12 protein-coding genes are annotated in these 13,230 nt (G+C 72.8%); 7 read left to right on the top strand and 5 right to left on the bottom strand.

What is annotated here, in order from left to right:
* Positions 1-8: 8 nt before the first annotated feature.
* The 4 genes from GXP76_RS13590 to GXP76_RS13575 all read right to left on the bottom strand — a co-directional run bounded on the left by GXP76_RS13590 (position 9) and on the right by GXP76_RS13575 (position 4,030).
* Complete coding sequence (locus GXP76_RS13590) at positions 9-1,259, bottom strand: bifunctional RNase H/acid phosphatase (protein WP_242571773.1); 1,251 nt, start codon at positions 1,257-1,259, stop codon at positions 9-11.
* Positions 1,260-2,003, bottom strand: a complete 744-nt coding sequence (locus GXP76_RS13585) for a zinc ribbon domain-containing protein (RefSeq protein ID WP_242571791.1) — start codon at positions 2,001-2,003, stop codon at positions 1,260-1,262.
* Positions 2,000-2,836, bottom strand: coding sequence for a Nif3-like dinuclear metal center hexameric protein (locus GXP76_RS13580; protein ID WP_242571772.1), 837 nt, complete (start codon positions 2,834-2,836; stop codon positions 2,000-2,002). The genes GXP76_RS13585 and GXP76_RS13580 overlap by 4 nt, the downstream gene beginning before the upstream one ends.
* A gap of 159 nt (positions 2,837-2,995) precedes the next feature.
* Positions 2,996-4,030: an ABC transporter substrate-binding protein gene (locus tag GXP76_RS13575; protein WP_242571771.1), complete on the bottom strand. Its 1,035-nt coding sequence runs from the start codon at positions 4,028-4,030 to the stop codon at positions 2,996-2,998.
* Between the two features lie 181 nt (positions 4,031-4,211).
* On the opposite strand from GXP76_RS13575, the gene GXP76_RS13570 reads away from it, so the two are divergent.
* From GXP76_RS13570 to GXP76_RS13545, 6 genes are all read left to right on the top strand, one after another.
* A complete protein-coding gene (locus GXP76_RS13570; RefSeq protein WP_242571770.1) occupies positions 4,212-5,486 on the top strand; it encodes a hypothetical protein in 1,275 nt (424 codons plus the stop codon).
* Between the two features lie 110 nt (positions 5,487-5,596).
* Positions 5,597-5,767: a hypothetical protein gene (locus GXP76_RS13565; protein ID WP_242571769.1), complete on the top strand. Its 171-nt coding sequence runs from the start codon at positions 5,597-5,599 to the stop codon at positions 5,765-5,767.
* Positions 5,768-6,136: 369 nt separating this feature from the next.
* The gene (locus tag GXP76_RS13560; RefSeq protein ID WP_242571768.1) at positions 6,137-7,087 is read left to right on the top strand and encodes an ABC transporter ATP-binding protein; all 951 of its coding nucleotides are present in this window, start codon (positions 6,137-6,139) and stop codon (positions 7,085-7,087) included.
* Positions 7,087-7,812: an ABC transporter permease gene (locus tag GXP76_RS13555; RefSeq protein WP_242571767.1), complete on the top strand. Its 726-nt coding sequence runs from the start codon at positions 7,087-7,089 to the stop codon at positions 7,810-7,812. The genes GXP76_RS13560 and GXP76_RS13555 overlap by 1 nt, the downstream gene beginning before the upstream one ends.
* Positions 7,809-9,068, top strand: a complete 1,260-nt coding sequence (locus tag GXP76_RS13550; protein WP_242571766.1) for a sensor histidine kinase — start codon at positions 7,809-7,811, stop codon at positions 9,066-9,068. Before GXP76_RS13555 ends, GXP76_RS13550 begins: the two co-directional genes overlap by 4 nt.
* Entirely contained in the window at positions 9,065-9,670 is a 606-nt protein-coding gene (locus GXP76_RS13545; protein WP_242571765.1) for a response regulator transcription factor, read from the top strand. The genes GXP76_RS13550 and GXP76_RS13545 overlap by 4 nt, the downstream gene beginning before the upstream one ends.
* A 36-nt stretch (positions 9,671-9,706) precedes the next feature.
* Here GXP76_RS13545 and GXP76_RS13540 read toward each other — a convergent pair whose 3' ends face one another.
* Positions 9,707-11,170 (bottom strand): MFS transporter, encoded by a 1,464-nt coding sequence (locus GXP76_RS13540; RefSeq protein ID WP_374360919.1) that lies wholly within the window; start codon positions 11,168-11,170, stop codon positions 9,707-9,709.
* A gap of 238 nt (positions 11,171-11,408) precedes the next feature.
* Between GXP76_RS13540 and GXP76_RS13535 the strand changes: the two genes are divergently transcribed.
* Positions 11,409-13,178, top strand: a complete 1,770-nt coding sequence (locus GXP76_RS13535; RefSeq protein WP_242571763.1) for an MFS transporter — start codon at positions 11,409-11,411, stop codon at positions 13,176-13,178.
* Positions 13,179-13,230: the final 52 nt, after the last annotated feature.

The raw sequence follows: 13,230 nt of genomic DNA, 5'->3' as shown, positions 1-13,230 counted from the left end.
CGAGCCTCTCAGCGCAGATGCGACGTGTCGTTCAGCAGACGCACCGACGCGTTGCCGTCCGCGTAGTAGGCGACCGCCGACAGCGACGCGGCCGACAGCTCCATCCGGAACAGGGATTCCGGCGGCGCGCCCAGCGCCAGTCTGACCAGGGTCTTCACCGGTGTCACATGGGTGACGACCAGCACCGTGCGGCCCGCGTACCGCGTCAGCAGGCTGTCGCGGGTGGCGGCGACCCGTGTCGCGACCGCGTTGAAGCTCTCGCCGCCGCCCGTCGGTGCCACGCCGGGCGAGGCCAGCCAGGCGCTCAGATCGTCCGCGTACCGCTCCCTGACCTCGGTGAACGTCATCCCTTCCCAGGCCCCGAAGTCCGTCTCGCGCAGTCCGTCCTCGACGGAGACGTCCAGTCCGAGCCGGGTGGCGACGGTGTCCGCGGTCTGGCGGCAGCGCAGCAGCGGCGAGGAGACGACGGCCTGGACCGTGCCGCGCGCGGCCAGCGCGGTCGCGACGGCGTCGGCCTGCCGTCGGCCGGCGGCCGACAGCTCCGGGTCGCCGCCACCGCTGCCCGAGAAGCGCTTCTCGGGGGTGAGGGCGGTCTCGCCGTGCCGCAGCAGGACGAAGGTGGCGGGTGTGCCGAGGTCGGCGGCGCCCCAGCCGACGGACGGCGCGGCCTGCTCGGGGACGGTGGTGGTCAGTTCGTACGAGGCGGCCAGCGCCGCGCGCGCCTTCGCCGCGCCGGCCGCCGCGTCGCCGGGCGGCCCCGCGGGGGCGGGAGCGGCGGCCGGGCGCGCGGCCCCGCGTCCCGCCTTCGCGCCGAGCTCCGCCGTGGAGCCCGAGGGCTCCCACTTCTTGCCCTTCTTGCCCGCGTCCATCGCCTCGTTGGCGAGCCGGTCGGCGTGCTTGTTCTTCTCGCGCGGGATCCACTCGTAGCGGACCTGCCCCGTGGGAAGGATCCGCCCGGCCTCGGCTGCCAGCGGCTTCATGTCCGGGTGCTTGATCTTCCAGCGGCCCGACATCTGCTCCACGACGAGCTTGGAGTCCATCCGGACGTGGACGTCGGCGCCCGGGTCGAGGGCTTTCGCGGCCTTCAGCCCGGCGATCAGACCCTTGTACTCGGCGACGTTGTTCGTGGCGACGCCGATGTACTCGGCGGCCTCGGCGAGCGTCTCACCGGTCGACCCGTCGATGACGACGGCGCCGTAACCCGCCGGGCCCGGGTTGCCCCGCGACCCGCCGTCGGCCTCGACGACGAAGGTCGGCATCTACAGACCCGATTCGGCGGTGCGGACGAGGATGCGGCGGCAGTTCTCGCACCGCAGGACGGTGCTGGGGCTCGCCGCCTTGACCTCGTTGACCTCGGTGATGTTGAGCTCCAGCCGGCAGCCCTCGCAGCGGCGCTGGTAGAGGCGGGCCGCCCCGACGCCGCCCTGCTGAACGCGCAGCTTCTCGTACAGCTTGAGGAGATCGGCGGGGATGGTCGCCGAGACGGCCTCGCGCTCCTTGGCCGCCGTCGCCTCCTCGCCGCCGAGCTTCTCGGCGGCGGCGTCGCGGCGCGCGACCGCGTCGTCCGACTTGGCCTGCACGGAGGAGACGCGTTCGGTCAGCTCGGCGGCCCGCTCCTGCGCGGCCTCCCGGCGCTCCATCACTTCGAGGACGACGTCCTCCAGATCACCCTGGCGCTTGGCGAGCGAGACGATCTCGCGCTGAAGGCTTTCGAGGTCCTTGGGCGAGGTGACGGCGCCCGAGTCGAGGCGCTGCTGGTCGCGTACGGCGCGCTGACGGACCTGGTCGACGTCCTGCTCCGCCTTGGTCTGCTCGCGAGCGGTGTCGCTCTCCTCGGTCTGCGAGGCGACCAGCAGGTCGCGCAGCTGGGTGAGGTCCTTGGTCAGCGACTCGATCTCGGCGTGCTCGGGCAGCGAGTCGCGACGGTGGGCGATCTGCTGGAGTCGCAGATCGAGGGCCTGGACGTCGAGGAGTCGGATCTGGTCGGCGGGTTCGGCGTTCAGTTGGGGGCTCCTGAGGAATGGTGGGAGGACCAGGGGTCGGTGACCGTCTTCGAGACGTGGACCCGCAGGTCCCAGCCGTGGCGGTCGGAGATCTCGTCGAGCTGGGTGGCCGCGAGTTCGCACCAGGGCCACTCGGTGGCCCAGTGCGCCGCGTCGACCAGCGCCAGCGGTGAGTGCTGCGTGGCCTCCGAGACCGGGTGGTGGCGCAGGTCCGCGGTGAGGAAGACGTCCACGCCCGCCGCCCGTACGTGGTCGAAGAGGCTGTCGCCGGATCCGCCGCTCACGGCGACGGTACTGACGACGGAGTCGGGGTCGCCCGCCACGCGGATGCCCTGCGCGGTGGCGGGCAGCCGGTGGGCGGCGCGCGCGGCGAAGTCGCGGAGGGTGGCCGGGCGGTCGAGTTCGCAGACCCGGCCGAGGCCCCGGCGGCCCGCCGGATCGGTCGGGTCGGGTACGAGGGGCCGTACGACACGCAGGTCGAGCGCGCCTGCGAGGGCGTCGGAGACTCCGGGATCGGCGCCGTCGGCGTTGGTGTGCGCGACGTGCAGCGCGATGTCGTGCTTGATGAGGGTGTGCACGACGCGGCCCTTGAAGGTGCCGGCGGAGACCGTCGTCGTCCCGCGCAGATAGAGCGGGTGGTGGGTGAGGATGAGATCGGCGCCGAGCCGCAGGGCCTCGTCCACGACGTCCTGGACGGGGTCGACGGCGATCAGGACGCGGGTCACCGGGGCGTCGGGATCGCCGCAGACGGTTCCGACGGCGTCCCACTGTTCGGCCCGCTCGGGCGGCCAGAGGGCGTCGAACTGGGCGAGGACTTCGGACAGGCGGGGCACGGGGCAAAGGCTACCTGCCACCCCTGGTGCGACCACCACGGGCGGGCGGCTCCCCTTCACCGCGCGGACCGATCGCCCCCGCCGTACGCACCCACTCGGCCCGTCCGGCGACCGACGGCGAACGGGTCCACCGGACAGCGCCCGGTGGACCCGCGCACATCACTTCGCCAGGTAACCGCGCAGATCGTCCAGCACCAGCTCGGCCGCGGTGACCCCGAGCCCGAGGTACCAGGTCTCGTCCGGTACGTCCTCGGCCTGTCCCGACTCCACCGCCTTGAGGTTCTTCCACAGCGGGTTGGAGCGGGCGGTGTCGCGCTTGGTGGCCTTGGGGTCGCCGTACACACCGGTGAAGATCCAGTCGGCGTCCGCCTCGTCGATCTTCTCGGGGCTGACCTCGACGGCGAGATCGTTGATCTGCTGGTTCGCGGGGCGCGGCAGACCGGCGTCGTCGAGGATCGTGCCGATGAACGACGCCTTGGCGTACAGGCGGATCTTGCCGGGCATGTAGCGCACCATCGAGACCGTCGGCTTGTCGGCGCCGATGTCCGCGGACAGTGCCTTGACCTTCGCGTCGTACGCGCCGAGCGCCTTCTCGGCCGCCGCGCTCCGGTCGAGCGCCGCCGCGTTGAGCCGGAAGTTCTCCTTCCAGGTGAAGCCGGGGCGGATGGCGAACACGGTGGGGGCGATCTTCGACAGCTCGTCGTACTTGTCGGCGGCACGGAGCTGGCTGCCGAGGATGAGGTCGGGCTTGAGGGCCGCGATCGACTCCAGGTTGAGGCCGTTGATGGTGCCTACGTTCCTCGGGCTGCCCGCCCCCTTCTTCAGGTACTCGGGTATGCCCTCGTCGCCCTCGGTGGGCGCGTAGCCGACCGGTTCGACACCGAGCGAGACGACGTTGTCGAACTCGCCGACGTCGAGCACGATGACACGCTCCGGCCGCGCGTCGAGGACGGTCTCGCCCATGGCGTGGGTGACGGTACGGGGGAACTCGCCCGGCTTGGCGTCGGTGCCGTAGCCCGCCGTCTTCGCCGCCGCCTCCGCGAAGTCCTCGCCGCCCTGCGCGACGGCCTTCTTGTCCGCTCCGGCGCCGGGGGACGACTTCTCGTCCGACCCTCCGTCGCTTCCGCAGGCCGCGAGGGAGAGGGCGGCGGCGAGGGCCACCAGCGCGGCCGTGCCGCGACGTCTAACGGACATCAGTGCTCCAAGGGTCTTACTTAGGGATGCCTTACTTTAGCCACGTCCGCCCCGGTCAGCACAACCGCCCCCTCCCCCTCAGCCGAACCCCGGACCGGCCACCCTTATGTGTGAAGCGGGTGGGCCGGTGTTGTTCGGCAGCGAGTGCGAACCTAGCGTCGTCGCCGGAGGTGACGGAGCGATGACAGCCTGTGTCATGGAGAGCGTGGAAATTGGCGCGTCGGACGGGGCCGTCCGGCGCGCCGGGATCGCGATCGCGGCGGACGGTTCGTACGCGGCGCGGCTGACCCTCGGTACGAACGGCGGCGCCGGCTCGCCTTCCCCCGACGCCCGGGAACAGGGGCGGGACGCGGAGGAAGGGCAGGGCGCCGGGGCCGCGTGGTTCCCCGAGCGGTGGACGCTCGACGGGCCGGAGCCGTACGCCGTACCGCTCCCCCTCGACCAGCCCGAGGAGCCCGACACCGGTGTCCTGCCGCTGGCCGACGGGCGGGTGCTGATCCACCGGCGGGTGGCGGACCGGCAGGCGTTCTCGCTGCTCTATCCGACCGGGCCGGGGACGGGCGAGCTGCCGCTCGGCGCGGTCGAGTGCCCGGAGCTGACCCTGCTGCCGCCGTCGCCCGACGGCACGAGCGCCTACGCGCTGGCGCCCGGCGAACACGGCACGACGCTCTGGCTGGTGGCGGGCGGCGCCTTCGGCCCGGAACCGGTCGCGACCCTGCGCGGGCGCTGCACGGGCGGCGTCTGGCTCGACCGTACGGGGCGGCTGCTCGCCCTCGACCGTGAACTGGACGGGGTGGTCAAGGCGGTGGCCGTCGATCTGGAACGGCGCGGCGAGGTCAGCCCGCTGCTCCAGCTCGCGGAGGGCAGCAACGACCGGCTGCTGCTGGCCGACGCCGACAGCGGTCTGCTGCTGATCCGTTCGGACGCGCCGGGCCGGGACCTGCTCGGCTGGGGTGTACTGGGCAGCGCCCGGCCGGTGCGCTTCCCGGAGTGTCTGCGCCCGGCCGGTCACGTCGTCACTCCGTTCGCCGCCCAGCCGGGGCAGGTGCTGATGCCGGAGAGCTGCGCGGTCGCGATGCGGATCGACGGGCCGGCCGGTACCTGGGTGGGGACCTGGCGGCCGTCCGCCCGGCGGCTCCACCAACAGCCACCCCCGGAGGGCTGGTTGGCCGGGGCGGGGCTGTGGTCGCGGGAGGGGGTGCTCCAACTTCCGTACGTCACGGGCACGATGCCCTGCGGGGTGGCCCGGCTTGAGGTGCCGCGCGAGGCCCCGCGGGACGTACCGCCGGACACCTGGCACGGGGTGACGCCGGGCGTACGGCCCGAATCGGCCACAGAACCCGCACAACCGGAAGCCGCCGGTGGCGACGGGTCCGAGCGCCGGCCAACTCGCCTCGCTTACAAGCCGGTTCCGCTGCAACAGGCACCGCTCACCGGGCGTACGGCCGCCGGATAGGGCTGGTTAGTATTTTGCCGCGGGTCCGGTCGGTCGGTACGGGGACGGCCGGCCCCCGTGTGCCAGCAGCGACAGCAGCGATGCAGCGATTTGACGGAGTGACTTCCCACATGTCCGAAAGCCGAACAGACACGGCCCAGGACCGTCCGCACCAGGCGGCCGGCGACCGGGACGAAACCGGCCACGGAAAACACCGGGGCGGGGCCGCCGCCACCGACGACTCGCAGTCGTCGGCCCACGGGCGCCACCGCCGTCCCGGGGAGAACACCGAGACGGCCTGAGTCCGTCCCCGGTCGCCGGACGGACCCGGACGGACCCACAAGTCCGTCCGGGTCCGTCCGGGGTCGGGGGCGAACACCGCTCGAGGGCCTGTCTTCAAAGTAGCGCCGTCCGCCCGAAGGGCGAGGCTGGCGGCGGCTGGTGCGGTGTAGCGCAAGGCGGAGGATCGGGGTCGTACCGGGCGTACTCGGCCGAGTCCGACAACGCGGCGAGGTGCCGTGCGGCGGGCGTCGCCGGCCAGGCGGGACTTTGAAGACAGGCCCTGGGGGACACAGCCGGGCCAACACGGCGTGAGGGCAGGACATTTGTCCCGGCCGACTCCGGACACACGTATCTGCCGGTGTCCGCGCGCTCTCCGTAACGTCGTCGGCATGACACAGCCACCGGCACCGGCGACACCCGCCACACGCCCCCCGATCGCGCCCGCCGTACGCGTCGAGGGAGTGACGAAGTCCTTCGGCGCCGTACGCGCGGTGGACGGCGTCGACCTGGACATCGCACGCGGCGAGACCATCGCCCTCCTCGGACGCAACGGCGCGGGCAAGTCCACCACCATCGGCCTGCTGCTCGGCCTCGACGAGCCCGACACCGGCCGCGTCCGGCTCTTCGGCGACACCCCCGAGCGCGCGGTGACCTCGGGGCGGGTCGGCGCGATGCTCCAGGAGGGCGGGCCGATCCGCCGTACGACGGTGCGCGAACTCGTGTCGTTCGTCGCGAGCACCTACCCGCGCCCGCTGCCTCTCGCCGAGGCCCTGGAGCTCGCCGGGCTCACCGGACTCGCCGGGCGCCGCGTCGACAAGCTCTCCGGCGGCCAGTGGCAGCGCGTCCGCTTCGCGATCGCCCTCGCCGGCAGCCCCGGGCTGATCGTCCTCGACGAGCCGACGGCGGCCCTGGACGTGGAGGCCAGGCGCGCGTTCTGGGCGTCCATGCGGGCCTACGCCCGCCGGGGCAACACCGTCCTGTTCTCCACGCACTACATGGAGGAGGCCGACGACAACGCCGACCGGATCGTCGTCATCGACCACGGCCGGATCGTCGCCGACGGCAGCGGCGAGCGGATCAAACGCGCGGTCGGCGGCCACCTCGTCGCCTTCGATCTCGCGGGACGCGGCACGGAAGGGCTCGGCACGCTGCCGGGTGTCGTCTCGGTGGAGGTACGGGGCGACCGAGCCCGGCTGCGTACGGACGACTCCGACGCGACCGTCGTCGCGCTCGCCGCCCTCGGCCGGGTCAAGGGCCTGGAGGTCGCCCACGCCACGCTGGAGGACGCGTTCCTCGCGCTCACCGGTGCCGGGCCGACGACGGCGAAGGAGACGGTGTGATGGTCGGCTACGTCCTGCTCGAAATGCGGCGCACCCTGCGCGACCCGGGATTCGTGATCTTCGGCGCCGGGATGCCCGTACTGATGTATCTGCTGTTCACCAACCTCGGCCCCGACGACGACGGCGCCGCCGGATGGAAGACGACCGCGATGGTCGGCATGGCCGCCTACGGCGCGCTCGGCGCCGCCGTCAGCGTCGGCACGGGCATAGCCGAGGACCGTTCGCTCGGCTGGCTGCGCCAGTTGCGCATCACCCCCATGCGGCCCCGTCAGGTCGTACTCGGCCGTGCCGTCACCAGCACGGTGACTGTCCTGCCCGCGATCCTGGCGGTCCTCACGGCCGGCGCGGTGTCCAACGGGGTACGGCTCGACGCCTGGCAGTGGGCCGTGCTGGTCCTGCTGCTGTGGGTGGGCACGCTGCCGTTCACGCTCTTCGGGATCGGCAACGGCTACCGGCTCTCCGCGCAGACCGCCGGAGTGGTCAACGTGGGCGCCCTGATGGGTCTGGCCGTGCTCGGCGGGCTCTGGTTCCCGATCGAGGCGTTCCCCGGCTGGCTGCGCACCGTCGCCGAGTACACGCCCGCCCACGGCTTCGCCGAACTCGGCTGGGCCACCACCGCCGGGCACGCCCCCGGCCCGACGGCGGTCGCCGTACTCCTCGGCTGGCTGGCGGTGTCCGGTTCGTACGCTGTGATGTCCTACCGAAAGTCTGCGAGGACGGCATGAGCGACGCGGCGACGGAGACCCGGCGCGAGCCGGTGAGGGCCCAGCAGCGGGAGCCGAGGACCCGGCGCGGGCTGCGGCCGGAGTCGATCCCGGGCTTCGCGATGCTGCCGTGGCTGTTGCTGGGCCTCGGCTCCTTCTCCAACATCGTCCAGGGCGAGACCCCCAACCCCTGGTTCGGCGCCATCGGGCTGCTGGTCTTCAACTCCCTCTACATCAATGTGGTGTTCCGGGCCTTCCACCCGTCGGCACGGCACAGCCGGAGCACCTGGTGGGCGCTGGCCGGGATGGCCGTGATGACGTTCGGCCTCGGCGGTACCTACGGCGGCAGCTGGCTGCTGTTCTTCCCGCTGTTCGGGCTCGCCTGCGGCACCGTGCTGCGTGGCCGGTATCTCGTTCTGGTCGGCGGGCCGCTGGCGGTGACGGTCGCGGTCATCGCGGCAGTCCACGACGGGTGGGGCGCGGTCACCATCGCGTACGGCACGGTCATCTCGATGCTGGTCACCGCCGCGATCCTGGCCCTGTCCGAGACGGTGGTGGAGCTGCGCGCGACCCGGCAGGAGCTGGCGCGTTCGGCGGTCGAGGAGGAGCGGCTGCGCTTCTCGCGCGACCTGCACGACCTGCTCGGCCACACCCTGTCCGTGATCGTGGTGAAGTCCGAGGCCGCGCGCAGGCTCGCGCCGCGCGACATGGACGCCGCGCTGGCGCAGATCACGGACATCGAGTCCGTCGGCCGACAGGCGCTGACCGAGATCCGCGAGGCCGTCACCGGCTACCGCGACGCCCGCCTGACGACCGAGCTGGACCGGGCGCGCTCCGCGCTGACGGCCGCCGGGATCGAGCCGGTCGTACGGCAGTCGGGGCCGCCGCTGGGACCGCGTACGGAGGCGCTGCTCGGCTGGGTCGTACGGGAGGCGGTCACCAACGCCGTACGGCACAGCGGGGCGACCCGCTGCGAGATCACGGTGGACGGCGCGCCGGAGCGGGTCCGGCTGGTGATCGCGGACGACGGTCGCGGCGTACGCTCTGGACCGGCCGACGACGTGGGCGCGGATACGGGAACGGCACCGGGTTACCGGGGTACGGGCCTGACGGGTCTCACCGAGCGGCTGGCCGTGGCGGGCGGTTCGCTCGAAACGGGACCTGCCGGTCCGGCGGGACGCGGCTTCCGGGTGACCGCCGTACTCCCGGTCGATCCCACGGCGGACACGCGGCCCGCGGAGACGGCTTCACCGACGGAATCGGAGCGACCGGCATGATCAGAGTCCTTCTCGCCGAGGACCAGAACATGATGCGCGGCGCCCTCGCGCTGCTCCTCGGTATGGAGAGGGACATGGAGGTGGTCGCCCAGGTGTCCACCGGGGACACGATCGTCTCCACCGCTCTGACGGCTCGTCCCGACGTGGCGCTGCTCGACATCGAACTGCCCGGCCGCAGCGGTCTCGACGCCGCCGCCGACCTGCGCGAGGAGGTCCCCGACTGCCGGGTGCTGATCCTCACCACCTTCGGCAGGCCCGGCTATCTGCGCCGGGCGATGGAGGCGGGGGCCGCGGGTTTCCTGGTCAAGGACGGGCCGGTGGAGGAGCTGGCCGAGGCCATCCGGCGGGTGCTCGGCGGGGAGACGGTGGTCGACCCGGTGCTGGCCGCCGCCGCGCTGAGCGCGGGTCCGAGCCCGCTGACCGCGCGCGAGTGCGACGCGCTGAACGCCTCCGTGGACGGGGCGACCGTCGCGGACATTGCGGCGAAACTGCATCTGTCGGAGTCGACCGTGCGGAACTATCTCTCGTCGGCGATCGGCAAGACCCGGACCCGTAACCGCGTGGAGGCGGTACGGGCCGCCCGGCAGCAGGGCTGGCTCTGAGGGACCGGGCCGCGCACCGCCGCCAGGCGTGCTCTGTTACGTGTCGGACTGGCGCGGCAGCCAGAAGAACATCAGCAGCGCCGCCACGACCAGCAGTCCCGTCCCGGTCCTGAACGCCAGCGCGTACCCCTCGGTGAGCGCCACCGGGCCCGTCCCGTGGGACGTACGGGCCGCCGCGACCGTCGAGAGGACCGAGAGGCCGATGGCCCCGCCCATGGTCCGCGAGGTGTTCACGAGGCCGGAGACGAGACCGGCTTCGCCGGGTGCCGCGCTCGCCGTCGCGAGGGCGGCGAGCGGTGTCATGGCCAGTCCGGCGCCCGCCATCATCAGGATGCCGGGTCCCAGGATCGTCTTCAGGAAGGTGCCGTCGGCGGTCATCGCCGACTGCCAGCCGAATCCGGCCGCCCCCACGAGCGCGCCGAGGACCGCGACGTGGCGGGCACCGATCAGCCGCATCAGCACGGGCGCCAGCTTGGAGCCGAGTACCACGCTCAGCGAACTCGGTATGAGCGCGAGGCCCGCCTGGAGAGGCGTGTAGCCGAGGACGTTCTGGGCGTAGACCGTCATGAAGAACCACATCGCGAACGACGCCGAACCGGTCACCATCATCCCCGCGTTGGCGCCCGAGACCGCCCGTACGCGGAAGAGTCTCAGCGGCATCAGCGGCTGCTTGGTGCGCGCCTCGACCAGCAGGAACGCGGCGAGCAGCAGCAGTCCGCCAAGGAGCGGCACAAGGGTCGCCGCGGCCGTCCAGCCCGCCTCCTCGGTCTGCACGATGCCGTACGCGACGACGGCGAGACCTCCGGTGACCAGGACGGCGCCGGGCAGGTCCAGCCGGCGCCGCGCCTCCTTCGCCCGGCCCTCCGTCAGCCACAGCACGGCGGCGGCCAGGACCAGCGCCCCGGTGGGCACGTTGATCAGCAGCACCCAGCGCCAGGACAGCGCGTCGGTCAGTACGCCGCCGACGAGCCCGCCCGCCGCGCCGCCGCCCGCGCCGACCGCCGCCCAGGTGGCTATGGCCCGCGTCCGCGCCGGTCCGGCGGGGACGGCTGCGGTCAGGATGGTGAGCGTCGCGGGGGCCAGTACGGCCGCGCCGAGGCCCTGTACACCACGGGCGGCGAGCAGTTGCCAGCCCTCCTGCGCGAGACCGCCGGCCAGGGACGCGGCGGTGAAGACGCCGAGCCCGGCGAGGAACATCCGCTTGCGGCCGAAGATGTCGGCGGCCCGGCCGCCGAGGAGCATGAACCCGGCGAACGCGATCGTGTAGGCGTTGAGGACCCACTGGAGGCCGATGGTGCTGAGGCCGAGGTCGGTACGCATCGACGGCAGGGCGACGTTGACCACCGAGACGTCGAGGACGACGAGGAACTGCCCGGCGCACGCGGCGGCGATGACGGCCCAGGTACGGGTCGACCGCGCGGCGCCGGCGTTCTCGGTGCCGGGGCCGGATTCGGGCTCGCGGCCGTTTTCGGTTTCGGAGACTGCCGGGACGTGGGCCATGGCCGTCATGGTCGCAGCCCGCCCCCTGCCCCGTACATCGGGATATCGATGTACGGAACACCGGGCCCGCGGCCTAGGGCCTGTCCGGCTTCAACGCGAGCAGACCACGGGCGCCGCTTCGCCGGACCCCGGGCGCCGATCCGCCCGCGCCGCGCGGAATACCGGGGCGCCCGCAAGCGTTCAGCCTTCATCCATACGACTGCCCGGCCCACCCTTCCCCTGCCCGGAGGCTTCACCTATGCCGCAAGCGACGCCCGACCAGTACGCCGGATCCGGCCCCGTCCCCGGGGCCGTTCCGCGTAAGCGGGGGACCGGCGGCGTCGTCCCGGTACTCGCGTTCGCCGGCATCACCGTCGCCGTCATGCAGACCCTGCTCGTCCCGATCATCAAGGACCTGCCGGCGCTGCTGCGCACCTCGCCCGACAACGCGACGTGGGTCATCACGGCGACGCTTCTCGCCGGCGCGGTGTCCACCCCGATCATGGGGCGGCTCGGCGATCTGTACGGCAAGCGCCGGATGCTGCTCGCGAGCCTCGCCGTCATGGTCGTCGGCTCGCTGATCTGCGCGTTCACCGACGATCTGACGGTGATGATCGCCGGCCGCGCCCTCCAGGGCTTCGCGATGGGCGCGATACCCCTTGGCATCGGCATCATGCGCGACGAGCTGCCCCGCGAAAAGCTCGGCTCGGCGATGGCCCTGATGAGTTCGTCGATCGGGGTCGGCGGCGGACTCGCCCTGCCCGGCGCCGCGCTGGTCGCGCAGCACGCCGACTGGCACACCCTGTTCTTCGGCGCCGCCGGACTGGGCGTGCTGTCGATGGTGCTGACGGTCCTGGTGGTGCCGGAGAGCTCGGTGCGGGCGGGTGGCCGGTTCGACTGGTTCGGCGCGCTCGGCCTCTCCGCCGGTCTCGTCGCCCTGCTGCTGCCGATCACCAAGGGCAGCGCCTGGGGCTGGACGTCGTCCACGACGCTGGGTCTGTTCGCGGTGGCCGCCGTGGTCCTCGGGCTGTGGGGCGCCATGGAGCTGCGTCTCAAGGCACCGCTCGTCGACCTCCGTACGAGCGCGCGCCGCGAGGTGCTGCTGACCAACCTCGTCTCGGTGATGGTCGGCGTCGCGTTCTACGCGGTGTCGCTGATCCTGCCGCAGCTGCTTCAGCTCCCCACGTCGACCGGTTACGGCCTCGGCCAGTCGATGGTCGTCGCGGGTCTGTGCGTCGCCCCGCTCGGTCTGACGATGATGTTCGTGGCCCCGGTCTACGCCCGGATATCCGCGCGGCGCGGCCCCAAGGTCTCGTTGATGATCGGCATGGCGGTCATCGCGGTCGGTTACGGCGCCGGGCTGGTCATGATGAGCGCCGCCTGGCAGACCGTCGTCATCTCGGTGGTCCTCGGCGCGGGCATCGGGCTGGCGTACTCCTCGCTGCCCGCCCTGATCGTCGGGGCCGTCGACCCGAAGGAGACCGGCGCCGCCAACGGGCTGAACACCCTGGCCCGGTCGATCGGTACGTCGGTGTCCAGCGCCGTCATCGGCATGGTGCTGGCGCGTACGGCGATCGGCACGGGTCCCACGGCGGTGCCCAGCCTGCACGGCTTCCGCATCTCGTTCATGATCGCCACGGCCGCCGTGCTCGGCGGTCTCGCGCTGGCGGCGTTCCTGCCGTCCCACAAGGCGTCGCCCCGGACCGAGTTGCTGGCCAGCAGTGAGAACGACGTGCCCGCCCAGACCGGCGACCGGGGCTTCCGCGGCCGGGTGCTGGACACCGAGGGCGCGCCCGTCCCACGGGCGAACGTCACGCTCGTCGACGCTCGCGGCCGTCAGGCCGGTCTCACCACGGCGGACGACGAGGGCCGGTACGCGCTCACGGCACCGTCCGCCGGTGAGTACGTCCTGGCGGGCTCGGCCACGGGTTACGCGCCGCACGCCCACCCGGCGGCGTACCTGGGCGGGGCGCTGTCGGTCGACATCGACCTGGTGCTGGCTCCCCGGGGGGCGGCGGTCCGGTCGTAGGGCGTGTCCGTGCGCGGGGCGGCGTACGGCACCATGGGCGACCGCAGCCCAC

Origin of the sequence: Streptomyces sp. NP-1717 (genome assembly GCF_022695985.1) — a bacterium.
Lineage (GTDB): Bacteria > Actinomycetota > Actinomycetes > Streptomycetales > Streptomycetaceae > Streptomyces.
The sequence above is the reverse complement of the archived record's forward strand: the minus strand, read 5'-3'. Positions and strand labels throughout refer to the sequence as shown.